The 26,938-nt window shown below is 31.1% G+C and carries 20 protein-coding genes; 11 read left to right on the top strand and 9 right to left on the bottom strand.

Features of this window, described 5'->3' with window-relative positions:
* Positions 1-67 precede the first annotated feature (67 nt).
* Both Spiro2_RS03880 and Spiro2_RS03875 read left to right on the top strand, forming a co-directional pair.
* Positions 68-526, top strand: a complete 459-nt coding sequence (locus tag Spiro2_RS03880; RefSeq protein ID WP_338637188.1) for a hypothetical protein — start codon at positions 68-70, stop codon at positions 524-526.
* A complete protein-coding gene (locus Spiro2_RS03875; RefSeq protein WP_338637187.1) occupies positions 523-1,485 on the top strand; it encodes a hypothetical protein in 963 nt (320 codons plus the stop codon). The genes Spiro2_RS03880 and Spiro2_RS03875 overlap by 4 nt, the downstream gene beginning before the upstream one ends.
* On the opposite strand, the gene Spiro2_RS03870 is transcribed toward Spiro2_RS03875, so the two are convergent.
* The 4 genes from Spiro2_RS03870 to gpmI all read right to left on the bottom strand — a co-directional run bounded on the left by Spiro2_RS03870 (position 1,482) and on the right by gpmI (position 6,300).
* A complete protein-coding gene (locus tag Spiro2_RS03870) occupies positions 1,482-2,492 on the bottom strand; it encodes an SIS domain-containing protein (RefSeq protein ID WP_338637186.1) in 1,011 nt (336 codons plus the stop codon). The genes Spiro2_RS03875 and Spiro2_RS03870 overlap by 4 nt on opposite strands.
* A gap of 27 nt (positions 2,493-2,519) precedes the next feature.
* Positions 2,520-3,515, bottom strand: a complete 996-nt coding sequence (locus tag Spiro2_RS03865; RefSeq protein ID WP_338637184.1) for an SseB family protein — start codon at positions 3,513-3,515, stop codon at positions 2,520-2,522.
* Between the two features lie 80 nt (positions 3,516-3,595).
* The gene (gene mazG / locus Spiro2_RS03860) at positions 3,596-4,486 is read right to left on the bottom strand and encodes a nucleoside triphosphate pyrophosphohydrolase (RefSeq protein WP_338637183.1); all 891 of its coding nucleotides are present in this window, start codon (positions 4,484-4,486) and stop codon (positions 3,596-3,598) included.
* A 59-nt stretch (positions 4,487-4,545) separates the two neighbouring features.
* Positions 4,546-6,300 carry a 2,3-bisphosphoglycerate-independent phosphoglycerate mutase gene (gpmI, locus tag Spiro2_RS03855; protein ID WP_338637182.1) on the bottom strand — a complete coding sequence of 585 codons (1,755 nt, stop codon included), beginning with the start codon at positions 6,298-6,300 and terminating at the stop codon, positions 4,546-4,548.
* A 110-nt stretch (positions 6,301-6,410) separates the two neighbouring features.
* Between gpmI and Spiro2_RS03850 the strand changes: the two genes are divergently transcribed.
* The 3 genes from Spiro2_RS03850 (at position 6,411) to Spiro2_RS03840 (ending at position 10,554) form a co-directional block, all read left to right on the top strand.
* Positions 6,411-8,354 (top strand): protein-disulfide reductase DsbD family protein, encoded by a 1,944-nt coding sequence (locus Spiro2_RS03850; RefSeq protein ID WP_338637180.1) that lies wholly within the window; start codon positions 6,411-6,413, stop codon positions 8,352-8,354.
* Between the two features lie 15 nt (positions 8,355-8,369).
* Positions 8,370-9,422 carry a protease SohB gene (sohB, locus tag Spiro2_RS03845; protein ID WP_338637178.1) on the top strand — a complete coding sequence of 351 codons (1,053 nt, stop codon included), beginning with the start codon at positions 8,370-8,372 and terminating at the stop codon, positions 9,420-9,422.
* 67 nt (positions 9,423-9,489) lie between these two features.
* Positions 9,490-10,554, top strand: coding sequence for an SIS domain-containing protein (locus tag Spiro2_RS03840; RefSeq protein ID WP_338637177.1), 1,065 nt, complete (start codon positions 9,490-9,492; stop codon positions 10,552-10,554).
* Between the two features lie 183 nt (positions 10,555-10,737).
* Here Spiro2_RS03840 and Spiro2_RS03835 read toward each other — a convergent pair whose 3' ends face one another.
* The 5 genes from Spiro2_RS03835 to Spiro2_RS03815 form a co-directional block, all read right to left on the bottom strand.
* Entirely contained in the window at positions 10,738-11,067 is a 330-nt protein-coding gene (locus Spiro2_RS03835; RefSeq protein ID WP_338637176.1) for a hypothetical protein, read from the bottom strand.
* A 97-nt stretch (positions 11,068-11,164) separates the two neighbouring features.
* Positions 11,165-12,349: a hypothetical protein gene (locus Spiro2_RS03830; RefSeq protein ID WP_338637175.1), complete on the bottom strand. Its 1,185-nt coding sequence runs from the start codon at positions 12,347-12,349 to the stop codon at positions 11,165-11,167.
* Positions 12,346-14,874 (bottom strand): cytochrome c-type biogenesis CcmF C-terminal domain-containing protein, encoded by a 2,529-nt coding sequence (locus Spiro2_RS03825; protein WP_338637173.1) that lies wholly within the window; start codon positions 14,872-14,874, stop codon positions 12,346-12,348. The genes Spiro2_RS03830 and Spiro2_RS03825 overlap by 4 nt, the downstream gene beginning before the upstream one ends.
* 3 nt (positions 14,875-14,877) lie before the next feature.
* Complete coding sequence (locus tag Spiro2_RS03820) at positions 14,878-15,849, bottom strand: coproporphyrinogen III oxidase (protein ID WP_338637171.1); 972 nt, start codon at positions 15,847-15,849, stop codon at positions 14,878-14,880.
* 123 nt (positions 15,850-15,972) lie between these two features.
* A complete protein-coding gene (locus Spiro2_RS03815; RefSeq protein WP_338637169.1) occupies positions 15,973-17,451 on the bottom strand; it encodes a sigma-54-dependent transcriptional regulator in 1,479 nt (492 codons plus the stop codon).
* Between the two features lie 370 nt (positions 17,452-17,821).
* Between Spiro2_RS03815 and Spiro2_RS03810 the strand changes: the two genes are divergently transcribed.
* From Spiro2_RS03810 to Spiro2_RS03785, 6 genes are read left to right on the top strand one after another with little or no spacing between them, the layout of a single operon-like run.
* Positions 17,822-18,442, top strand: coding sequence for a hypothetical protein (locus Spiro2_RS03810; protein WP_338637167.1), 621 nt, complete (start codon positions 17,822-17,824; stop codon positions 18,440-18,442).
* A gap of 5 nt (positions 18,443-18,447) precedes the next feature.
* Positions 18,448-19,029: a hypothetical protein gene (locus Spiro2_RS03805; protein ID WP_338637166.1), complete on the top strand. Its 582-nt coding sequence runs from the start codon at positions 18,448-18,450 to the stop codon at positions 19,027-19,029.
* 14 nt (positions 19,030-19,043) lie between these two features.
* Entirely contained in the window at positions 19,044-20,399 is a 1,356-nt protein-coding gene (tssK, locus tag Spiro2_RS03800) for a type VI secretion system baseplate subunit TssK (RefSeq protein WP_338637165.1), read from the top strand.
* Positions 20,396-21,148, top strand: a complete 753-nt coding sequence (locus Spiro2_RS03795; RefSeq protein ID WP_338637163.1) for a DotU family type IV/VI secretion system protein — start codon at positions 20,396-20,398, stop codon at positions 21,146-21,148. Before tssK ends, Spiro2_RS03795 begins: the two co-directional genes overlap by 4 nt.
* A gap of 25 nt (positions 21,149-21,173) precedes the next feature.
* Positions 21,174-25,055 (top strand): hypothetical protein, encoded by a 3,882-nt coding sequence (locus Spiro2_RS03790; protein ID WP_338637161.1) that lies wholly within the window; start codon positions 21,174-21,176, stop codon positions 25,053-25,055.
* Positions 25,052-26,716, top strand: a complete 1,665-nt coding sequence (locus Spiro2_RS03785; protein WP_338637159.1) for a contractile injection system protein, VgrG/Pvc8 family — start codon at positions 25,052-25,054, stop codon at positions 26,714-26,716. Before Spiro2_RS03790 ends, Spiro2_RS03785 begins: the two co-directional genes overlap by 4 nt.
* Positions 26,717-26,938 lie beyond the last annotated feature (222 nt).

Here is a 26,938-nt window from a genome sequence, read left to right as displayed (position 1 = left end):
TTATGCAATAATTTGCAAAATTGATTTTGCACATATACGGCTATTTTGTAAAGTTAAGGAGAGTTTTTTGCTTGCTAATTTTGTTTTTCATTTTGTTTTTGCAATCTTTACAATTTGGCTTGGAGTCTCTTGGTTTCTTGCACAACAGCGCTTTTTAGCATTAAAAAAGAGCTTAATCCCTTTATTATGTTTAGAAAAAATTACATTTCCAACTCACAGGAGTCTTGTGGTACAAAGTATTAAAGCCTTAGAAATTGAACTGCAAGATACATTTCAAAAAAAAGTGTGTATTTGCTTTCCAATCGAAAACGCTAAAGAATACAATTACAACCCATTTAAAACTTTTGCTTTATTTTTTACTAAAGGTAATTTTAATCAAAGTAAAAATTTAGAACATCATAATCAAATGTATGCCGCTTCTGAGTTTGCTGTTAAAATGAAAGAAGACAATAAAGCAAAAAAAATTATATTTACTTTTAAAAACAATTCAAACCAAACTACTATCTGGAACGTGGAGATTTTATGATGAAAAGATATTTTTTTTATATTTTAATGCTCACCACTCCTTCTTTAGGATTTGCAACACACGAAACCGAAACAACCGCACTTTCCGAAGAAAAGACTGCCGTTAAAAATCCTAAGGAATTTATTGCAAATTTTTGTTCTAATTATAGTGAACAAAACGATTTTTTAAAAAAAATGGCGCAAGATATCATTCCAATCGATCAAACACGAGAACATCTGGTTGCTGGATTAAAGGATCATAAACTCCCTGGTTGCAAAAAAGCTCTGCAAGATTTTATGAAAAAAATCTTGGCCGAAAAAGATTTTATCCCCAAAGCAGGAGAACAAGGCTTTCTTTCTCTCGCTCTGTTGGCTGAAATACCAGAGGCAACAATGGTGATCGAACGCGAAATTGATAAAGGTTTGTTAAGTAGTTGGATAGATAAATTAAAAGCCGCAAATGAAGCCGGTTATCTCCAAGCATTAAACAGCTGGATTAAACGTGTCGCACATGAAATTCGTGAAAAAAATAATTCTCAGCTACAAGGCCCAAATGATTATGGATTACTTGCCAAAAGCGGCGAAACCGTTCGTTATCCAGATATGGTCAGAATTTGGACGCCAATTTTAATGAATCGCTATTTAAACGAAACGATAAAAAGAAAAACCAAATTATCAGAAACAGAATTTAACCATTTAAATATTATTTTTGCCGCCACAACAACTTCATATCGCGAAACCTTTTCTGATCAAATCGCTCAAATTGTTGCTAACAACCCACAAACCTGGCTTCTCAGCTTTCGCCGCGAGCCAACATGGGTTGAGTTTCGCTTATTTCCAATTATGCAAAAGGTTGCAGGAGGTGACATCAAACGTGAAATCATATGGCTTTCAAAGTATCACCAAGATGTTAAAATCAGAACCCTAGCTTTAAATGCGCTAGAAAAGTTAGAAATTAAAAAAAATAATATAAAACATTAGCAAACACCTGCCGCAATAAAATCAAGCATTCTTAACAAGCCTACGGCATAACCGTTTTTGTCTACAACTGGCAAAATATTAAATGACGGTGTTTTTGAATTCATAATTTGCAACGCTTCTATTGCCAATAAGCCTGGAGGAACAATTGTAGGATGAGGATTCATAATTTCAGCAGCATTCAATTCAAAAACACGAGGCCCATATTTTTCCATTGCCTTGCGCAAATCTTTTTCGGCAATTAAGCCTAAAAATCTTTCACCATCGACAACCAACACCGCTGCTTTAGAAAACTTTGTAAAAACAGAAACAACATGCTGAAAGAGAGAGTTGTGTTCTACCAAAGGCAAATCTTTTCCTCGAATCATAAGAGAATCTGCTTTAAGAAAAATTCTTTTACCAATTGCGCCACCAGGATGATTTTTTGCATATTGTTCAATGGAGTAGTTACGAAATTCAACAGTTGCAGCAACGAGCAACTGACATAACGCAAGAGATGTGACGGTACTGGTAATTGGCGCTTGCGTCAAAGGACACATTTCATCTACAGGTGGTATTAAAAGAATATGTTGTGCCGCCTTTGCAAGCGGAGAGTCTTGTTTTGATGTGATTGCAAAAAGAACCACCTGACGCTCTTGCAAGCCTTCTAGCAATTGCAATAACTCAGCACTTTTTCCATTATTTGAAATAATAATAACGGTATCACCTTTACCTACAACACCAAGATCACCGTGATAGGCTTCTGTAGGATGCACAAAACGCGCAAGAATTCCAACACTCACTAGCATCGACACAGCAAGCTGCGCAACTTGCGCTGACTTGCCAACAGCAATAAAAAATACGTGCTTAGAAGAATGATTTTCCCGAGCACATGCAACAAGCTCATTCTTGAGAAGTAAAAAATTTTTTTTAAATTCATCATTTTGATATAAAGATTCTTTATACCAAAATAATGCTTGCGAAAGATGTTCAGCTCGTTCTGCGGCACTTTTTAAAATTGCATTTTCCATGTTGAAAAGTCCTTCGCAATGTAATTTTTAGGATTCCATTGTATTATTTTCAGGAGCAGTAATATTAGGCGGATTTTTATCGAGCAAAATAAACTTATTTTGATGCATTGCCATCCAAAAATTAGGGTCAGGCATGACACCAACTTCAAACTGGGTTTCAACAAAAAAGTCGTTATCTTGTTTCATTTTGTCACGAATATCCATGCAAAAAGTCTGTATTTTTTCTTGATTTGTTTCAACATTATTGACTCTTAAAAAAACAGTACGCAACCATCCTGAGTCTTGAGGAGCTTGAGGCGGCAATATGGCACCAAGAGCTGCTGCTTCAACATTTTCAATATTGCTCAAAATTTTTAACGCATGCTCCTTTTGTAGTTCGTTAAAAACGTCTGGAGGAAATGCAATTTGCATCCCTTCAGAAGATGCCTCTGGTGATTGCTCATTGGAAACCGCAACTTGAACAGGGCTACGTTGGGTTTGTGGCACAATCCCCATAGCAAGTTGCTTGTATTCCAGTTTGTTAAGTACAATAAATGGAGCGCTTCCAGGATTTATCACAATCACTTCAGCTGGGCTGGGCTCTAATAACTTAAAAATATCTTGCCCACGAATTGAAACATATTGGCCACCTTCTGAGCGCCATCTCCGAGCAGCAGCAGCACTGGTAAATGCAGCAGCAAATTGAACACCTTGGGCATTGGACAAAATTGCAACATTCACACTTGAGTTTTCTTGAGCCACTTGATTTTGTTCAGACTCTTCTGATGAATTGGTATCGGATAATGCAAGAAGCAGATCGGAAAACAACAATTCTTGATACACTTTTGCTCTATTTTCTGGCGCGTCTAAGCGCGCATTTTCAATCATTGCTGCCTCTAAATGGACAGATGGAACAGGCTCGCTTGGTTGCTGTGATCCTTCTGCTTCGCTCGGTTCTTCAGATGAGTTTGCATCTGCACTATGCTGTGCATTATCAAATTTTTTTGATTGCTGTTTTTTTCCAAATAAATTTTTTAAGACCATAATACTTTATCCTTTATCAATTCTGACTACAACGGTTACTAACCTTGCTACGCAATTCGATCTTTGGCAAGGTTTTACTCTCAACAATAACGTCTTTTTTTAGCATTGCTCCACAACTCATTCCAAGTATCCAAACTGAGTTGTTTTGCAGTTTCATAAGTAAGTTGCATATTTTTTTCTTGCATAATTTTTTCCATTTCAAAAAATCTATTGATAAATTTTTCTATTGCTGCACGAACAATGAAATCAAAATCAAAATGGCTACATCCGTCTGCTGTTTCTTTAAGAAACTGCACGAGATTAGACATCGCAAAAATCACATCACCAATTTCATCGACCACACGCACAGGGTCGATACGCTCAACTTCAAGCTCTATCTGCAACTCTTTAACTTCTGAAAGCACATCAGAAAAAACTTGAGAGCATTGTGGCCAGCTAAAGCCAACTGCTTTTGCCCTTTTAGAAATTTCTGATGCAAAATTTAAAGTAGGAAGAGATCGTTTTTTTAATGCTTTTTTTAATAATGAATTTACTTTGCTCATGTTTTGAGGCTGTGCTTGTTCTTTTATTTGCTCCCATTGCGTTGCCACATCATCTGCAGTTTTAATATCTTGTTGTGTTTTATTAAAAACATGCGGATGTCTATCAATCATTTTTTTATTAATTGCGTTAAAAACATGATTGATTGAAAAAACCTGGGCTTCTGAAGCAATTTGCGCATGCAAATAAACTTGTAGTAACACGTCACCAAGCTCATCACAAAAATTCTGACTCAAATCTTGTGAGGGTTTTTGTTCGTATTTTGTTATCGCATCAACCACTTCATAAGCTTCTTCTATTAAATAAGAACGCAAACTCCCAAAAGTTTGTTCTCTATCCCAAGGACACCCATCTGGAGCACGCAATTTTGCAATGGTTTCAGCAAATTCAATTGCAATTTTTGCATAATAATAATTATTTTGCGAAGACAATTTTAAAGAATTTCCAATTTTAGGAGTTGCATTATTTTGTGCCTGAACGTTTTGATGATTTATTTTTTTTTTGGATCATCAAACTGAATAAGAGAAGGCTCATAAAAATTTGGTTGTTCAAACCCTGCCAAATCTAAAACGGTCGCCGCCACATTGGCTAAACCCGCATTTTCTAAATTTTCTTTTAACGTTATCGATTGCTCCAATGCTTCGGCATTAAATATTGCAAAAGGCACAGGAGCTAGAGTATGGCTTGTTTTTAATTTGGGTTGGCCATTTTTATCGAACACAACTTTTTTTGTTTTTTTATCCAATTCAAACATTTCATCAGCATTGCCATGATCGGCGAGTACAAGCAAAATTGTGTGTGTTTCTTTAGCGGCTTGCATAATACGACCCAAAGCAAGATCTACCGCAGCAACAGCCAACACAGCGGCATTAAAGTTACCAGTGTGGCCAACCATGTCACCATTTGCAAAATTAATGCGACCTATTTCAAACGAATTAGCATGCATTTGTTTTATAGTTTCGTCTGCAATTTCTGCTGACTTCATCCATGGACGCTGATCAAAGGCACACAAATCTGAAGGTATTTCTACATAATTTTCAAAATTAGAAACAAATTTTCCTGTTCTATTGCCATTCCAAAAATAAGTCACATGTCCATATTTTTGAGTTTCACTGCAAGCAAATTGCTTAACCGATGCGGCGCTCAAGAGTTCTGTCAGTGTTTTATCGATTGCTGGGGGACTCACTAAAAAATGTTCAGGAAGCTTGAGATCGCCATCATATTGCATCATTCCTGCATAATAAATTTTTGGAAATCTTTTTCTTTGAAATGCTGGAAAATTTTGTTCTGTAAGCGCGCGACTTATTTGTATAGCGCGATCTCCCCGAAAATTAAAAAATACAAAACTATCTTCGTCATTAACAGTCCCTATTGGAATTTCATTTTCTGTAATGACAAAAGGGGGCAAGTCTTGATCAAAATAATTTTTTTCTGAACGCAAACTGGTAATTGCATCACTTAACGAACCAAACTTTCTTCCTTCACCCAATATATGAGCGTTGTAACCTCTTTCTACAATAGACCAATCACTTTCGTAACGATCCATAGTGACAAAGGTTCTTCCACCCCCTGACGCCACACGACAATCAAAATTTGCAGAATTGATTTCAGATAAAAATTGATTCAATGTATCAACGTAGTCTAATGCACTCAGAGGACCAACATCTCTTCCATCCAGCAAAACATGAAGTCTAATTTTTTTTACACCTTCTTTTTTAGCGCCACGAATTAACTCAAACAGATGCTCAATATGGCTATGCACATTGCCATCAGACAACAGACCACAAAAATGTAAAGTATTTTGCGTATTTTTTAAACCAGCGCGATTGGACACAACGTGCTGCCAAGCTTCACCTCGAAATAGGTCGCCAGACTGCAATGCGCTGTTAACAAGTTTTGCACCTTGCGCAAAAATACGTCCTGAACCCAAAGCATTATGGCCCACTTCACTGTTGCCCATATCCTCATCGCTTGGTAAACCGACTGCAGTACCGTGAGCTTTTAAAGTTCTAAACAAAGAACCCGAAAACAATTGCGCTAAATGGGGAGTGTACGCGGCATTCACCGCATTACCCCCAAAAAATGCTTCTGATGGCAAAATGCCGTTCTGGCTTTTGGACAGCTCTTGTGAAATGTTTGACTCTGGATTTGCAACCCCAACTCCATCCATGACAATCGTTAATATTTTTAACTTCTCTTGGGCGGGGCGGGTGCGTTTTAATTGAAATGTATTTGATAAGACCATTGTATTTTTTGCTCCAAACTAAGCCTCGTTATATAACATGACACGAAGCGTAAATAATTTACTTATGCTAGAACAAATGGTCAATTTTAGAAAGACGATTGAGGAATAACGTGAGAACTCTTAAATTTTATCTAATAAAAATTATGTATTTTTTAACAATCATAATGGTATTTAAATACACCCAACAGAGTTATGCGCAAAAAAATGAACCTTTTAAAACAAATTTCAACACATTTGAAAACAATAATATTAAATTACACGATGTTGTTCAATTTAAAATTATGTCAATTAACGACAAAAATATTCAATTACAACTTATCACTAAAGAAAACTTTAAAATTTATGAAGAAAAGTTAAAATTTCACCTTGTCCAACCTAATATTTTTCCACTTCCTTTAAAATATATCCCAAATCATCCTGCAGAAATATATTTTGACCCATTTTATAAAAAAGAAAAAAAAATCTTTAAAAACAATGCCAAGTTTTCTATTTTAATTTCTAAAAAACAACAAAATAATGCCATGCTTGAAATTGATGTGCAATCTTGTTCTCATTCTGTTTGTCTCACACCCAGCAAATTAGTGCTTCCTCTTGCAATTGGACAACATTCAAACCCATTGCAAAAAACAGAAACGATGCAGTTATCGTTACTTAATAATAGTTTTGAAAACTTTATTAATCCAGAAATAAAAGAACCAACAGCTTTAGACGTCAATCAAAATAAACAGAATGAAGCCAATCCAAACAATTCTTTTATTGTATTAAATGACTCTCTTGCCGTTGCAGTGCAAGATGCTATCGTTGCTAGAAGTTGGATCCTATTTCCAATTTTACTTTTAGCAGGATTGCTAACAAATTTAACTCCCTGTGTTTATCCGATGATACCCATTACTTTAAACGTCATGCTGCAATATGGAAAAATTATTCATAAAAGAACATTATCATTTTTTTATGTACTAGGAATGATTATTACGTATTCAATACTTGGTGTTTTTGCAGGTATGAGCGGCAGTGTATTTGGAGCCCATTTAGCAAGTCCAATTGTCAATATAACCATTGCAATCTTGATGTTTATTCTTGGTATTTCGATGCTTGGTTTTTTTCAAATGAGTACAATTCAAACACTTGCAAGTAAAGTTCCTATTTCTAAAAAGTATCCAAGAACAGCTATTTTTACGATGGGAACAGTGTCTGGTTTAATTTCTGCGCCTTGCACAGGGCCAGTATTAAGTACAATTTTGTTACTCATTGCACAAAATAAAAATCCAATTACCGGATTTACTTTTATGTTTTTTTATGCTTTAGGTTTTGGTTTACCATACATTGCATTAACCTTATTTAGTAAAAAACTAACAAAAGTACCAAAATTACCAAGACTCCTAATTTTTATTAAATATTTATTTGCATCAATGATGTTTGCTTTAACTTTTTATTATCTTAAAAGTTTATTACAAGAATTTGAAGTCACAAAAATTATATATACAAAACCTGATTTTTTAGTACTAATTGTTTGTTTATTATTTATTGCTTTAGCTATTTATTTTTCTACTAAAAAAACTCAGATAGGAAAAATATCTCGAACAATTTTAATTCTTCCTTTAACTTTAGTTACTCTTTTTATTACTTTATTTACAACAAATGGTTTTATAGAAAAACCTATAACAACAAAAAATTTAAAAAGCCAAACTATTTTATGGGAAAAAGATCTTAATTCTGCTATTAAGCAAGCACAGCAACAACAAAAACCTCTACTTATAGATATCTGGGCAGATTGGTGTGCTGCCTGTTTGGAAATGAAAAACACCACGTGGAAAAACCAAGAACTTATTAATTTATTAAATCAAAACTATATTCCTGTCCAATTAGACTATTCCGATTTATCATCAGACATTGAAAGTCTACTCAGTACATGGAAAATTAATGGATTACCTGCTGTTGTTATTTTTAAAAAACTCAGCAACACTTACAATAACCCAGAAATTTTGCTACTTGGTTATTCTTCTGCAGAAAAAGTACTCAATGCAGTTGCGAGCAAAAAAAAAGAAAGACAATAAGGGAGTTTTAAATTCATGAATAGTTCATTGTTTTCATGGTTTCAATTGACGTTGGGGTTATTAGGGGTTGTTGGATTATTTCTTGTTTTTATTGGAATTATTGCTTTAATTGCCATAAAAAAGAAAAAAACTGCTCAAGGTATTAAAATTGAAGTTAAAAAAATTAACGATTCATTTAAAGAAAATAAAATAAAATTATTAACAGCAATTTTAAATGAAACTGAGCTTAAAAGCTTGGCAAAAAAAGAAAAAGAAAATGCTAAAGCAAAAAAGAAAGCCGAAAAAGATAATGCAAATGCAGAAAAACCCAAGCGCATTTTTTTGCTCGATTTCAATGGTGACTTAGCCGCCTCTGCTGTAACCGCATTGAGAGAACAAATTTCTACAATTATTCAAGCAGCACGTCCCTGTGATGAAGTGATTGTACGTCTAGAAAGCCCTGGCGGCATGGTACACTCTTATGGTTTGGCATCTTCTCAATTGGCGCGTTTAAAAGAACATCGATTAACATTGACAATTTGCGTCGATAAAATTGCAGCAAGCGGTGGTTATATGATGGCATGTCTTGCCGATAAAATAATTGCTGCACCATTTGCTATCATTGGTTCAATTGGCGTGATTGCAAGTATGCCAAACTTAAATAAATTGTTACATAAAAATGATATTGAATATCTTGAAATCACGGCTGGAGAATACAAAAGAACTCTCACTCCACTTGGAGAAATTACTGAAAAGAAAAAAGCAAAGTTTCAAGAACAAATTGATGAAGTGCACATGCTTTTTAAAAATCATGTACAGAGATACAGACCCACTCTCGATATTGATACGGTTGCAACTGGAGAATACTGGTATGGTATTCAAGCACTCGACTTGCAACTGATCGACGAATTAAAAACAAGTGATGATTATTTATTAAATTTAAGTCAAGATTTTGAAATTTATCATATATTCACACCAAAAAAAGAAACTTTACGTGACAAACTTGCAAATTCTTGCAATGCAATTTTTTCCGCAACAATAAAAAATAAAATTTTTAAAGAAGAAGAAAAATATCCTCTTTTTATATAAAAAAAACCGATTAAGGGGATGTTAATTTGTATATCCTCTTTTATAATAATTGGTGACAAGGTTTACTATGCAAGTCACATCATTCATGGAAAATGAAGTTGCAGAATCTCCTAAGATTATTAAACGACAGCTACAAAACTCTGTAACAATTTTAAAAGAAATCTCAAAAAGATTACAATTAAATCCACCTTCATTTGTTGCAACGATTGCACGCGGTAGCTCCGATCATGCCGCTTTGTTTGCTAAATATGCTATTGAATCGCAGTTAGGTATTGTGACAACAACAATTGCTCCCTCAATTCATACAATTTACAAAACCAAAATCAATTATAAAAATAGTTTAGTCATTGGCATTTCTCAGTCTGGAAAAAGTCCTGATTTGGTTGAAAGCATGGCATACGCTAAAAAAAGTGGAGCACTCACTGTCGCATTGATTAACGAAAACAATTCACCATTAGAAAAAGAATGTGAATACTGTATCCCACTCCTTGCGCAAAAAGAACGCTCTATTGCTGCGACAAAAAGCTTTATCGCCTCAATCACAAGAATTATTCAATTTATTGCTTATTGGAACTGTGATAATAAACTTAAAGAAGATTTAATTGCTTTACCAGACATACTTGCCAATCAAACTTTAAATTATAATAAATCAAATTTAAATCATTTGTATACAGCAAGTCATATTTTAGTGGTAGGACGCGGGTTTACATTTCCTCTTGCTTTAGAAAGCGCCTTAAAACTTAAAGAAACATGCGGACTTCATGCCGAAGCATTTAGTAGCGCAGAAATTTTACATGGACCTATAGAACTTATAAAAGAAAATTTTCCAACCCTAATTTATGTTAATAATGATGCAACTTTTACAAGTATCGCAAAACTGATTGAATTATTAATTCAAAAAAAATCTATTATTACTATCATCGGCTCAAAAAAGATTATTCAAGATTTCAAACTTCCTAAAAACAAAAATATCATAAAAATTGCAACTAATAATTCAAATAAATTAGGACCAATATGCAACTCTGTTCCTTTAATATATTGCTTTTATCCATTGGTTGCACAATTAGCAAAACTTAAAGGAAAAAATCCTGATAAGCCAACAAATCTCAATAAAACAACAATCACTGTCTAAATAATCTTGGCACAAATGTTGGTTTTTTATTTTAAAAAAAAATTTTAATAATGATAAAATATATAAATGTGATAAATCAATGAATAGTATGACAAAAGATGGTACAATATATAAATTACTAAGCAAATACTATACTAAGAATGAAATAATAAAATACCATACTTTTATCAACTCGTTTTTTCATTAATTATTTGTACTTGCACCAAAATCACGAGAACCTTGGTGTGAAAAACCAGATTCACGCGCTAAGTTAATTTGACGATTAACAACATTAAGGGTGTATACAAGCAAAATTGCCTTAAAACTTTGCCAATTTTGTACATCGAGCTGAATGAGCAAATCATCATCAAAATACATTTCTGTATTTGTTAATATTGTTTCGATTGCAGCAAATACCTGCTCAAAAGAGCTGGCGGTCGCAAGATCAACGAGATCATCTTTAGAACGGATTGCGCTTGCAAGACGAACCGCATTAACTCTAATTAAATCAACTGAATTACTATTTAAAATCATAATAAGAAACCTCCGTGTCAAACAGATCCTATTGTAGCGATGAGATTTCAGTCGAGCAAGTTAACTATTCCATTTTTTTTTCTAAATCAGAAATAAATTATTTTGACGACTTAAATTTAAAAAATAATGATGTCCCAAGTAAAAAAAATGCGAAAAAAATAACAAGAATATAAATACCTATGCGAGAAGGAACAATTCCTTGCACCTCAAAAACCGGAAAAGGAGATGACACATCACCAACTCTTACCAGCTGCCTTGAAAGCTGTTGAAAAGAAGTCTGTTGATTTAAAGAAGTTTGATTGTCTAACGGATCAACACCCAAAATAGAACGAAATCCGCTTGGATACTGCGTAATTCTTGGAGGCCAAACATTTGGATTCTCAAGAAATTTTGTAAAAAAATTACGCAGACCGCCCTCATATTCGGGCATCATAATAATTGTGACACCAGGAAGTTGTTGCAAATCTGCTGGCAGCCACTTTGCAATTCCATATGGTGCCTCTAAACTGAAGGTTGCACTGATCTGATTTAATCCGTGAGCTAAATTCATTGCAACAACCACAGATTGAGAGTGTAAAGATTTTTCTATCTGTAAGTTTTGATTTCCAATTATTTTTAAATCTTGAAAGTTTTTCGGCAATGGGATTTGCAACATTGAGTTTGTTAAAACGCTATTATTTTGAAACATACCAACATAATAAACAGAAAGTTTTCCTTGTTCTGGAATTAAAATATATTGATTTACCGAAGGTAGCCAAACACCTGAATGTGGTAAAATTGTAGGCGATGGAATAACAACATCTGCAGGGGCTTTTGCAGATGCAGCATTTTCATTCTGAGAAAAACTTTGAAAAGAAAAAACATTTAATGGTTTTAACGCAATCAACCCAATAAAAAAAACAATGGCACTCACAAACAACAATTGGACAGAAACAAAGCCCTCTTGTTGGGTTAAATTGGGCATTGCCTCTCTTTTTATAAGTTCATTTCTTGGTTTCCATGACAACCCCATAGAATCAAGCCGCTTACATAGTGAAACCAATAGTGTTAGTGCTTCATCATCACTAAGACGGGCTATATTTTCTGACTCTGTAGAATTAAAAATTAGCTTTTGCAGCAACGCATCGCGCATCAAAATCACTTGCCTCAATTCATGTTCATCAAAAATTTCTTGAGAACTCTCATGTAAAACTTGTCGCCCTTGTAGCGAAAAAAGCGGTTTTACGACAAAAAAGATGAGCGGAATAGAGACTATCAAACATAAAATCAAAACGATTATCATGTCATTTTCTCCCGCTTGCATTCCTCAATAAATTTTTTAATTTCAGACATCAATTTTTTATCTTTTTCTTTTTGCCGAATTTGTGAACGACGTAGAATAATCATTAACAACACAGGACCTAATATAAGCCCAAAAATTGGGATAGCCCAAATTGTTAGCCCAATTGCTGATTGAGCATCTGGCTCTCTTAAAATCCAAGGACCATAAGCCTTTTTAAAATAATTTAAAATTTCAGTTTTTGCTTTACCTTCTGCGAGTTGCTTTTCGATTTCTGTGCGCATTGCAATACTTTGCAAAGTTTCACTCTCTAATACGCTTACCCCAACACAGGTCGGACAACGCAGATCTTTTGCAATATCTTCAATACGCGGATCAATAACCTGAGGTTTCACAACTCCAGGTAAAGAAACAGAATTTTTTTGCTCTGATTGCGCAGACGCCACTCCAAAAATAGCAAAACTGATCATCACAAAGACAAAACCTAAAATCACTCCAGAAACAATTTCTGAACCAGAATTCTTTTTTTGATGTGATTTGTGTTCAGTCATTTTTTGTATTTCTGATGCAATATTAAAATCCTCTTCATGATCTATTTTGTTAATACTTTTTCTTCGACTCTTTTGAGACATAGCAATAACAGCACCAAGTACCATTATAACCAAACTCGTCCACACAAATTTTACTGTAGGGTTCCAATTAATTTTTAACGTAACACTTTGATTATTAACATCAAATGAAGCAAGAACGATATAAAGATCATGCCAAAATGTTGAGTAAATTCCAATTTCATTAAACCATTGCTCATTATTTGTAAATTTGCTCCTCATTGGATGGACATAAACTGTCTCCTGACTTTGCAAATTTGTCGCTTTTAAATTAGCAGCAATAAACTGCGCATTGTAATCGCGCTTAAAAGACAAACCTTCATTGGTAATTTGATAACCATAAAATATTGTAGACTCTTTTAAATTTAAATTTGTTTCTGCCGACACACCGCGATAGTTTCCTGCAAATCCTGCGATCGCAAATAAAAACCCTATATGGATAATAAATGCCCCTAAATAAGAACGGTTGTATTTTAAAAACACCAATCCATTCCATCTTATAGAACGCAATTTATACACCAAATCCATAATTAAGACGCCGCACGTCCAAAGCACTATTAAAAAAGTTAATATTCCAAAATAATCTAACTGACTTCTTAAATTAATAAAATAAGTTAAAACTATTGCCCATATAAATGGAAACAATAAACAGGAAACAGGGTCTTCAATTTTTCCATTTTTCCATTTCATTAAATTACCAAGACCAAGCAAGGACACTAAGCCCAAACCTATCCATGGCGCAAAAGCATTAAAAAATGGTTGTTGAATAGAAATTTTAATTCCACGAATTGCTTCAACAACAAGCGGTAAAATGGTTCCAATAAATACTAATGCAAGCATAAACAATAGAAAAAATATCGTAAATAACAAAGCGCTTTCTTTAGAAACTCTCCATACATTGGTTTTTGCTGCACCATATAGTTGATATCCCTTGGTAAATAATAAACCCAAAGAGACCACAAATATGAAAATGACCCAAAGAAGATATGAAGGACCTATTTCGCTTTCAGCAAATGAGTGAACACTGCTAATCACTCCGGATCGAGTGATAAATGTTCCCAAAAATGTTAATGCAAAGGCAAGCATATTTAAAAAAACCAACAATCTTGGCAGACGACCGGTTTTATCTGTAATGAGTAATGTATGTAACGCCGCTGTTGCGGCAAGCCAAGGCATAAAAGAGCTATTTTCAACAGGATCCCATCCCCAGTAACCACCCCAACCTAGCTCAACGTACGCCCATTTGCCGCCTAAAAATATTGCTACAGTTAATGTGACCCACGCTAAAAGAGACCATGTACGCACAACTGATAGCCAATTGGTTGTAAATCCCCCTCTTGCTAATGCGGCAAAAGAATATGCAAACGGAACAATCAGCAAACAGTACCCTGTAAAAAGCATAGGAGGATGAATTGCCATATACGGATTTTGCAACAGCGCATTCATGCCCTCACCAAACTTCCCAACAGGAAAAAGTCGCGATAACGGTGCAGAATAAGTAACGTTCAAAAAGAGCATAAATGTGAGAGAAGATGCAAAGGCGACACACAATCCTGGATACAAAGAAAAATCTGATTTTTTGACTGTAACACAGGCAATGGCGACCACAGCGCTCATCGTGAGAGTCCACAATAAGTGACTGCCCTCAAGAGAGCTCCAAAAAGAGGTAAATAAATACAAAGGTGGCATGTCAATTGCAGAATTTCTATAAACATAAAGTATAGAAAAATCATGAAAAAAAATAGCATTCCACATGACTAACGATGAAATAGCAACACATATAAAAACAGCCAGCAAAGCATTTCGCGCGCTGGCAACCAAACCAGATATAGGATAGCGTAAGGAATAAATTCCTAAAACTAAGCTATAGATAGCAAAACACAATCCTAGACAGAGTGTAAAAAAACCAACTTCTACCATTTATCACCATCTTACTTGAGGAGGTAAAGAACAAAATATTGCCTCATGATTTCCACCTGTCATCAAACCAAATTTTGTTCCTCTATCGTATACCAAATTAAACTCTGCATAACGCCCTCGCCAGTAATGATGTTTTTCTATAAGCACTTGATCATAAGGCATCTCAATGCGACGTGACAAAATTTCAGTATAAGCCTTTGCTGCATACTGGCCAACATCAAGCAATAAAGATAGCTGCGACTCGTCTTCAATCTTAACAAAATCAAAGAAGATACCGCCCACACCTCGTGTCTCTTTGCGGTGTGGAATATAAAAATAATCATCCGCCCATTTTTTATATTTTTCGTAGTTGGCAATACTTGGGGTTCTATCACAAACTTCATGCATTGCATCATGAAAAAGAGCTGTGTCTTCTTCAAAAGGGATCATAGGCGTTAAATCGGCTCCGCCACCAATCCATGTGGTAACCGAATTTTTTTCAAATACTTTAATGCAGCGAATATTTAAATGCATAATAGGCGCAAAGGGATTGCGAGGATGCGATATTAAAGAAACTCCGGCGGCTGCAAACGGCTTATTTGCATATTCACCCTCTAATGCTGGGTAATGCGGCCCCCAAACACAACTCAAGTTTACAGCAGACTTTTCTAGGTGATTGCCTCGAATCACTGTCATCACGCCACCGCCATTGAGCTTGCGGTCAGGATTGTGTTCTTTTGCTAACCATTGCTTAGCTTGACATAAGGTCTCTCCTTCTATTGTATTGAAAGAGAGCTTATGAAGATTTCTCACATATAATAAAAGCTGAATAAAATCATGGTCAAAAGGAGAATCTTCGACGTTATTTTTAACAATAGGCCAAATTGGATCGCAACGGGATAAATCACTGAGTTCATTTTTTTTTAATGTTTCTAAATTCAGAATTGGATTTTTGTCTAAAAATGTTAACCCTCTATGCAAAGCTTGCTGACTCATAAATAACTCCCCCTCGCCTTTTGAAATGAGTTACACATTAATAAAAATACATATACCCCTTCGAAACGGTTTTGCAAGTGAAGTGATTATTTCTAAAATTGCAATAATTTAAATTAGTTAAGATTAAATATGATATTTCTTTCGTTTTGCATCAATGGCATTACGGCTAATTTGCAAAGCGGCATGCGCTTTAGCAATGCTATCATGGCGAGAAATAGCTTTAATTAAAACAAATTTTTCTATTTTGTCCAAAAGATCATTAAGAGGACAATCTTCAGAAAATGCTTTTTTAAGTAACTCTAAAATTTGATATTCAGCATCTGTTACATTATTTACTTTATTATCAAACTTATCTGCAGCATAAGTAACTTCTTCGATCTGCTTGTTATTTAAAATTTCTTTTTGAGGTAACAATAAGTGCTTTAACTGCAAGTCTTCTTCTTCGAGCTGAGCATAAATAATCATTTTTTGTAAGGTTCTAAATAACTGTCTAATATTCCCTTTCCAATAGACATTTTGACATTTTTTAGCGATTTCTAGGATCAAATTTTCATTAATTTCAATATTTTCACGTCTAAAAAAAAGTTTTACAAAACTTGGAATATCCTGAAGCCTCTCCCTCAAAGGTTCTAAGTGAATTTCGGCTCCTGAAATCCGGTATTTAAAGTCCGCTAACATTCTTCCAGACTCAACTTCTTCGTCCAAATCTTTGGTTGTCGCAGCAACAAGTTGAAAATGAGAGTAACAAACTTTAGTTTCTCCAACGCGAGCATAACTCCCGTCATTTAAAACTCGCAATAATTTTCTTTGAGTCGCTTGATCAAGTGTATGAACTTCATCTAAAAATAAAATTCCTCCGTTCGCGGCTGCAATATATCCATTTGTTGTTTCGTTAGCACCGGTAAACGAACCCTTCTTATGACCAAAAAGTAACGAAGACGTTAAGTCATCACCCAGTAGTGGGCAATTTACTGTAACAAAAGGAATTTCTCCCTCATTTTTGACTCGTTTTTGGTAAAGTACTTTAACGAGTTCCTCTTTCCCAGTCCCAGTTTCACCGTACATTATTAATGGAATTTTTTTATTTTTTGCTAAACTTGTTAAAACCTTATCTTGCCCATTTAAAACAAGCACATTATTATTATAAAATTTAAATGTTTCATTAGTATTAACAATGCTTTGATTAGATTCTGTCAGACAATTTTTAAAGTTTTTAATTTTAGATCTAATAATATTTAAACTATTCAAAATATCTTTACTTTTCAATGAATTACATTGTATAATATCAAATACATAACAATTATTTAAACAAAAACCGTTATGATTAGTAACAAAAATAAAACCACAATATGGAAATTCAATGACAACTTCATTAACAAATTGCTGCAAATCGCTTGTATAATTGATATTATTGTCTTTATCAAAAGGTATATCAAATAAAATGACATCAAATTTTTTTTCTAAAAGCACTTGTCTTGCTTCAAATATCGAGGCCGAAATACTAACCTGCTGTAATCCAAGTTCTTTTGTTATATTATAATAACGAGATAACTTCTCTTTATTTTGACAGACTATCAGCAATTCAACACTCAAAGAAAACATAATTACAACCAAATTAGAGAAAAAAATTAAAAAATATTGATTTTAAATAAAACACATATAAAACCATTATTTTAGTTATAAAATCATATTATTAAAGCAAATAAAAACATTAAAATCCTAACAAAATAAAATCCAAATTTATAAATAGTTTGTTCATAAACATTTCTCAAGAACTTTTTTATTTATTATTTATATGTAAATTATACTAATAATTTCAATATATTAAAAATTAATTTTAAATTTTTAATATATGTAAATTATATATTTTCCTTGAAATTATAAAAAATAAAAGTTATTTAAAATAAATAAGTCTTTATTTGGCTTATTTTTAAAGAAAAACTTTAATATATTAGTTTTTTAGGTAACAGATATGAAAATGTTAAGTTATAATATTACTCAATTATTAGTTAAATTTTTTAATTATTTTTATTTATCAGCATTTTTGTTAAATATTACTGCAAACAATTATATATATGCCCAAGAAAATTTAATACAACAATATGATAATATAAAAAAAATTTCCGAGAACTTAGAATCAAATGAATCCGATAAAACCTCTGAATCAAAGAGCAAACCCGTTAATAAACCAGGAAACATGTTTGATAGATTATTTGGAAGAGTTTGCTCAGTGCAGTTTTTGGTTCAACAAAATGCAAATCACAATTCGGCAATTATTTCTGAAATAGCTGTTGTTTATAACCAAAAAACTCTTGAAAAATTTAGCTCTCTCACAAATCAAGACTGGTTTTCAGCGGATTCTGTTATTGCCAAACAACTTAAAAACTCCTCTGATGTTCAAATTTTACACTTTGAACTGACCCCTGATTACGAAAACAATTCATACTTAATAGATATAAATTCTGGTGCTGCAGGCGCATTTTTATTTAATAGACTTTATAATAATTTAAATTTACCTCCTATTACAATAAATCCTTATAAAAATCTTATTATAAGTTTTTATGAATCTGGGATTAACTATAAACAGGATTGAAAATAATGAACGCAGATATGTATAAAATTCCAGAAAGTAACAGTATATATATTCAACAAAATTTAATCTCTGAAATTTCTAAAAAACAGGAAAACCAAAGCTATCATGTTTATTTTAATCAAAACTTAGGTTATTCAAGAATTTTAAACCAAAATATACTTACTCTAACACCTGAGTTTGGCATTGAACTAAATCATTACTTTCAAGCCTCAATTTTTTGTAAAACGATTCCACAAAAGTTTTTTATTAACAAAAATAAAACTATTCAAATCAAAGATTTTTGGAATTGCGGCAACGCTTTTGCAGTTATTCCTTTTGCCGCTTCAGTTGTTCACCCAAAAATTAAGGTTTATGGTAGCATGGGAAAAGCCTCTGGTAACAAAGAAAGTAATTTAACAATATCTCCTATTTCAATATTTTTTTGGTCTGTCAAACCAGAATTAAGCCTAGAAACAAATATCTCTGAAAATTTTAAGTTTAATATAGGTGGTGGTTACAATTTTGTTTTTTCTAATGATTCTAAAGATTTGTCAGAACAAGCCTCTGGTTTAGAAGGTATTCTATCAATTTCTTATAATTTTTTATAAGTTAAGGAACACGCATGAAAAATTTAAAAAACATACCTGAACAAATTATGTGGCACGATGGAATGCTTCTTTCGCCTCAACATTTTCAACAAGCCTTTAAGCGCTCTGAAAATATTCCTTTTTATCATGTTTTTCAAAATTGCCCATATCCATATGGGATAAAAACTTTCAAATATGATAAAAATTTTTTTGCAAATGGAATTCTAAAAATTGAAGAACTAGAATGCATTTTTCAAGATGGCCTAACCTATTATTATAATTGTTCTATTGATAATTTCTCTTTAGAGTATAATCTGACTCAATATAAAGAGTTACTTGATTCAAAAAAATATTTAACCATTTATCTTTGTAATCCAAAATCAGATATTAAGAATTTTAATGCGAATAAAAAGTATACTAAATTTAATTCAACACAATTTGAATCACATTGTTATGACGAAAACACAGGTGATGACGAAATTTATATACCACGTATTAAACCTCAAGTATTCTTTTTTATTGAGCAAGAATTAACACCACAATTCAATGCACTACCAATTGCAAAGATTTATATTGAAAACAGTTTTTATAAATCTTTTCCTTTTGCACTTCCTACTACTTTTATTCAAAAAAACTCTTTAGTATGGGAAATATGCAATACCATTTGCCAAATTATAAGATATAAAATTCAAGATATTTTAGAAGATATTGCTAAATACAATTCAGAAGTTTATGAAAATTCGTACATAAAAAAATTATTATTACTTAAAAGTTTAAAATCTTCTATTCCTCTATTAGAAGCAACTATCAACTCAAAAAAAGTTCATCCTTTTTTTGTTTATTTGCAGTTATACAATACTTGTGGTCAAATTACATCTAATGATTTTGATGAAAAACCTCAATTATTAATTGAGTATGATCATTTTAATATGCTTATTTGTTTTGAAAAGATCAAAAAAAATATTATTGAATTTTTAGAAAAAGAAGTCCCAAGTGGCTTTTCAATTTCAAAATTAATTAAAATTGATAACAAATTCAAATTAACTCTTAATGTGCAAAATGATACTTTAGACAATCACACTCATATATTGCTTGGTTTCAAGAAAAATTATTCTACATCTAGCGAACAATTTGAACAATGGATTAAATCTGCAATTATTTGCGAAGAGGAAGATCTCGACCTATCTCTGGAGAGAAGATCGCTTGGTTATAGTCGTTCCATAATAAAAAATTATGAAGGCCTTGTATCTAAAAGAAATATTTATCTAACTTATGTTAAAATCGAAAATTTTATAAAAGAAAAGGGATCAATAATTATTTCACCAAGTACACACGACAGTAAAGCAAATCCACCTGATGAAATATATCTTTACTCTAGGAAAATAAAATGATCCAAAATAAACAAATAATTTCATCACATAATGAAAATATTATATTTATAACCCAGGATATTATTTATTATTTTAATAATATTGTAAGCAATTTGAAGCATAACATAAATTATAACTCGGAAGAAGTTTCAAATTTTACTCAAGATAACTGTCAAGAAATTTCTAGAGATATTGAAGAGTATATCAGTAAAAGAATTGATTTTTTAAAAACTAGTAAAAAATACTCAGGAACAAAAATCATTGAGCTTTTACACTATGCGCTTGTTTCGTTAATTGATGAAATATTAATAACGACCAACTGGGAAGGAAGAAAAATATGGTCAAACATGACTCTTGAAAATCATATTTTTTCTTCAAGATCTAGTGGCGATTTATTTTTTGAACATTGTCAAAAAATTATGATTGATAGAGACTACAAATTTAGAAGTCTTGCTATGTGTTATTACTTATGTTTATGCTCTGGTTTTAGAGGTAAATATCACCTTCAAGAATATCAAGAAAGAATTGAGCAAATTAAATCTGATCTTTTGCAATTTTATGATGAAGGCAATTACGAAAAAATTGTTGACTGTAATGTTATTCTTCCAGAAAATAACTTTATCATTAACGAAAATAATTTTGATGAGAAAAATAAAAAAATTAACTATACAATTTTTGCCATAAATTTAATTATATTAGTTTCTTTTTTATTATTATCTGCTTTTATCTGGAGTAATAATAAAAATATTATTTTTAATAATATTTTTTAATAATTTATATTAATTGGAACTTAACATGTCTTTAGTTATAATTTATATTTTAACAATCGTAGCTTTAGCTGCAATAACTTACTTTTTATATATCCAGATAAATCCTGATATATCAAAATTTATTAAAAACGAAAAAATTAAAACCTTCTTATATGACTGTTATCATATAAGAAAAAATAAAAATAAATTGCATTCAAAAAATTTATTTTTTCTTATCGGAAAAAATACAAATGAACTTTATCATGAAATACTCAAAGTTCAAAATGGAGAATTTGCAAATAATCTTTTAACGGATGAAAAAATTCCATTTGAAATGTTAACAGTAAACTCAGTTAACTATTTATTTTTTAATGAAAATATTTTAATTAATAATGACCACAGGTTAAAATATAATATTAATAAAATTGTTAGCAGCAGAACAAGTATTATGCTCGATGGAATTATATTTTTTCCAAGCGAATCGGCATTTAGTAACAACAATATTAATTTAAAAGAAATTTCAGAAGAAGCTCAAATTTTTTCAAAATTATACAGACGTATTAGTTTAAAACTAAAGTCTAAAATACCTCTATTTTTTATTGACCGCTCAAAAATCAATGAAATACCTCAGTTTTGTTCTTCATCCCACACCATGGAACAAGATAAAAGTCCGTACTTTTGTTTTATACATGAAACTATCCAAAATTCAGAATCTTTAAATAGCGAACTCATTAAATCGATAGATTTATCTGTCAATGCTCTTGAGGTACAAAATTTATTGTATTTAAAAACTTTAAATCAGCAATACTTGTCAAGTACAATTTGCTTCTTTTATAAACTTAAGCATAGCATTCTTTGTTTTTCTAAAAACTACATAGACTACTTTTATAAAAGCTTTGATAAAAAAAATAAGGAACACACCAATTATCACTATGTCATAAATATGAGTTGCTTTCAAAAAAATCCTATTAATTTTGATGATCAAGATTCAAATATTTTTAACATGATTAAATATTTTTCTAAAAATTTAATTAATTTTTCAAATGTTACTAAAGAATACGTATCAAATAAATTAAGAACAAGAAGCTTAGTGGTTTTCATAACAGCCTTGCATTTATTTTTTGCAACATATGCAGTTATTGCATCTAACGACTTTTTACAAACAAATCGAGATTTTTACATTAGTAAATTTCATAAAATAAGCACATACATTAAAGAATACAAAAAAACGTCCGATATTAGCTCTGTTAAGATAGAAGAACTCTTAGACGATTCTGACTCCATCACAAAAAACTCTCTCTACCATGCTTTGCTCTTTCCTTCCTGGTCATCGCAATCAAACCAGGAAATATCAAAAAAATATAACCAAATTCTTGCTAATTTTTTAAATGAAATTATTACTGATAAATTTAAATCATTAGTTACTAATCTTTTTTCAGAGAGCAATATTGATAATAAAAGCGCAGATGAAATTCTAGATTACTGCATAAATTTCATAAAAATAAATAAAAGCATTTATAATGTTTACTTTTCATTTCAAAATCCTGATAGCAAAAACTATTCTACTGCTTTAAGCGAAATGACTAATTTTATATTTAAAATTAATAGTTCAAAAATTTCTATTGAAAAAAATATATTTTCTTCTTTAAACATTAAGGAAATGCCACATTTTATAAATATTGACTTAAAAGATTTTAATGAACTATCTAATAAAAATTTAAATTTTTTAATTCAATCCTATTTTAATAAATTTAACGAAACAAATAAAGCTTACTTAAATTCTAAATTAATTGAAGACACATTAATTTCAATAAAAACACAAAGTGAAATCGAAAAAAATAAAAACATTATTATTCTTGCAAAAAATCTTTCAACTAATTTATCTCAATTAAAAAATTCACTTTTAACTATTCCAAAAAATCAAAAAGATATAGATTTATTTTACGGAATCAAAATTGTTGAGCTAATTAAAGAAACCGAACAAAATCCAATTTTTAACAAAACGATTGCAACTAAAATCTCAGAAATCGCCGAAGAAAATTTAGTTCAATTCAAATATAAGCTTTCAGGAATAACTCCTCTGGGTTTATTTTTTCCAATTATTGTTAACGAATCAGATTCTTTAACAATCAATCCTGCACTTGAGCAAATTATGATATCGCTAGGCAAGCTAGAGGAACTTCCAAAATTTTATGATAACGAAAACACTCCACGTGGCTTTCTAAAACAATCTAGTTTTGAGTATACACCGACTTCTCTTTGGGATACAGAACGACTAAAATCTAACTTGCAAATTACAGAACGTTTTTATCAAACTCTACAGTCAATCAAAACACCAGAGATACCAGACTCTTTAACAATCTTTTTAAACAAATTTTCTTCTGCTTTAAATTATGAGTTTTGGAAAGAAAATCTTCCTCTTGCTTTAAAAAGCGAAGGTATAAATAAAAATCTAGGCGACAACACAACACCAGATAATGATGAGAAGCTTTTGGCTAATATTCAGGTAGCAGCTCCAATTTTAAAACAAATTTCTAACCAGCTTTTAGCATCAAGTCCATCCAGTGAGCTTTACAGTAAGTTAAATTTTATTGTTACCCAGCAAATCGATTTTCTTATCAATAATTATTATCAGAATTTAAATAACACATCTTTTTTTATTCCAAAATCAATTGATTTTCATAAATGGAAAGGAAATTCATCCCCTATTTTTGATTTATTTGGCTTTACTTCTGAAGATGATCTTAAGACATTTTTAAACAATCAAAAAAGTTCCTTAGAATTATATTATAACAAAAATATAGCTCCACTGCTTAATGCTTACGATTGCTATTTTAAATCTAGCGGTAAAATGATAAATAATAAGGCATTATTAATTCTTTTAAATTTAAGAAATAACTTAGCAACTACGCCTGAAGCCAATACATATTCCTTTTTTCTCAACTACATATCGAGTAACATGACACAACTGCGTCTTGATTCTTGCGAAAATTTTGCTTTAAACCCACCATCTATTATTAAAATGAATTCGGATGATTTTTTTGCAATTAAGCTTAACAAATTATATAGCCCACTCAGTAATCAATGCAAAGCTCTTTTACTGCATCAAGCTCTCTTAAATTATGATAATTTTGCGCTAAAGTTTAACAACTTACTCTCAGGAAAGTTTCCATTTGCCAATGAATCAAAAAATTTATTACAAAACTCTATCGACGATTTAAGTTTAGTAATATCAGAATTTAAAAAACTAGAAAAACAAGATTTACCTATACTGACAACTACAAATAATCCACTTCAGGATAGAAAAGATATACAAAATTTTATCAAAGATATGAAATTGATTGTTGACTTCTTAGAAATTAACTCAGACAAAGACGGAAATACAAATTCTCCAACTTTTAAAGTTGATTTTAATTTTAGAACAAATACTGAACACGAGAATCTTGCAAATCAGATAATTAATTGGTCAATTCAATCTGCTGATAGAATTTATGGCTCTGAATATGGTAATAAAAATATTGCAAATTTTATTTGGAAATACTCTGAACCAATAAAATTTGCGGTCACACTGGCAAATTCTTCAAAATATCAAATTAATAAGAATATTAGCGATAAAAACGTGTTAATTGATAACAATACTGTAATTTTTAATGTAAAAGATTCGTGGAGTTTAATAAAATTAATTTTTGATTACTCGGAATGTAAAGCAAATGTATCAAAATGCTTTAACAACACTTTACAATTTAAAATCCCCTTAAGTAATAAACAAAATATTATTTTATATACAACTATTACCTTAAAAAACTTAAAAAATCAAAAAATTATGATTCCTAATTTTCCAACTATAGCACCTTATTTTGATAAAAAATCTGTTTCTAGCAATTTTAACGATTCCATAAACATTTCTAATTCAAGAGATTCAATATGACTGATCCTCAAAATTTTGCGAAAATTACTTTTTTTGAAAATGACAATTTTTTAAATCATAAGATTGAAAAAATATTAATCAACTCTCTAGAAATAATAAATGAAGGAATTTCTGATTTATTTGAATTAAAATTTAGTATAATTACACCATACAATAAATTAAACACTGAGTTATTAAACATAAATTTGCTTTCAGAGCTACTATTTAAACAAATTAAAATTCATCTACAATATCAAAATAGTTGCAAATTCTATTCTGGTATTATTACAGAAATTTTAAATACCAATAGTTTTCAAGAAATTATTGTAACAGTAAGACCTTATTTTTGGTTGCTCACACAATCAAATGGTTATAGATGCTGGACTGATAGCTCACTCAAACAAATTATAGATTTTTTTAATAAAAAATACCCAAAACTTAATCTAAAACTTGAATGCTCAACGCAAGAAGCTCAATTAGCAAGAACTAATATTATTCAATATGGTGAATCTGATTTTGAATTTTTAACAAAATTACTTCACGAAGAGGGGCTAAACTTCTTTTTGTACATCAATAAGGATACTGAAAATATTTTTATTAGTGATATTATAGAAAATGTATTTGAAAAATATGTCCCATATACGCCACCACAAGAAACAAGCTACCAAGATATTAATATTTATAAAAAAAACATGCAGCATCATTTAAAGGCTGTAAATACGATAACAACATCATTTGGATTTGACCAAAGAAATTTTGGATTTTTATATAAATCTAATAGTGATTTTAAAGGACAAGAGTCTAATTTTTACAAAGAAAACAAAGAAAAATTAAAATTAAATTGGCAGCATTTTAATCATATTAATAAATATAAAGACTGTATTTCTAGCCTAAATTCAAGTTATCCTAACATAATTTCTAAAAGAAACGCTTCTAACAGCAATACAGTCTCATTTGTAGAATCACAAAAATTTTTATCTATTGGTGAAACTTTTAGATTTTATTCAGATAAATCAAAGTTCTCAGTTTTTTTAGTTTGTAAGCTGCATAGTAAAATTATTTTTAATTATAACAAAGAGATGATTCCAACTCAAAAGGATAAAAACTCCTTTACCCAAATTACGCAAGATGCAATTGCGTATCCAAAACATGATGATTACACCTTTTTAGTGAATTTTTCTACTCAAATTAGCAAACCTACTCAAACGATTTTGGCTAAAGTTTTTGGGAAAAGTGATGACGACTTAAAAATTGAAAAAGATAAAAATGGTTTACGTATTGGAATCTGTTTTTTATGGCAAGAGGAGCTTCAAGAAAAAGAATGCAGCCCCTTTCTTTGGGCAAGGCTTTCACAATTTTTAGCAAGCCAAAATTCGGGTTCGGTTTTTATCCCTAAGCCTGGTGATGAAATAATTGTAACTTTTGCAAATGATGATATTGAACAACCCATTGTCATTGGTTGTTTGTATAACTCAAAAAATACGATTCCTCAAAATTTAAACGAAAAAAATAGTGGTATCGCAATTAATCTTGAAAATGATTCTAGCTTTTTAATTGAGGCAAAAGATAGTAATATTAAATTTATAATAAAAGAAAACCAACTTGATGTAGAAACTGGTGAAGGGAAGATAAGTATGAATGCAAAAAATATTGCACTAAATAAACTAGAAGTTACAGAATAACCTACTCCCTTTATAAATGAAGTGAATATGTTAAAAAATTCTTTTTACTAAACAAATAAATAAACGAAATTATTCTAAAATCAATTATTATTTTGGGGTTTCAACCTGCTAAAACACTTTTTATAGATAATATTAATTAAAAAATATTTTTTTAGCTTCTTGATCATTAATTTATTTATAGTAATTAATAATTACCAATTAATGCCAATTAATAGTTGAGAA

It is taken from the genome of Spirobacillus cienkowskii (genome assembly GCF_037081835.1).
GTDB lineage: Bacteria > Bdellovibrionota_B > Oligoflexia > Silvanigrellales > Silvanigrellaceae > Silvanigrella > Silvanigrella cienkowskii.
The sequence above is the reverse complement of the archived record's forward strand: the minus strand, read 5'-3'. Positions and strand labels throughout refer to the sequence as shown.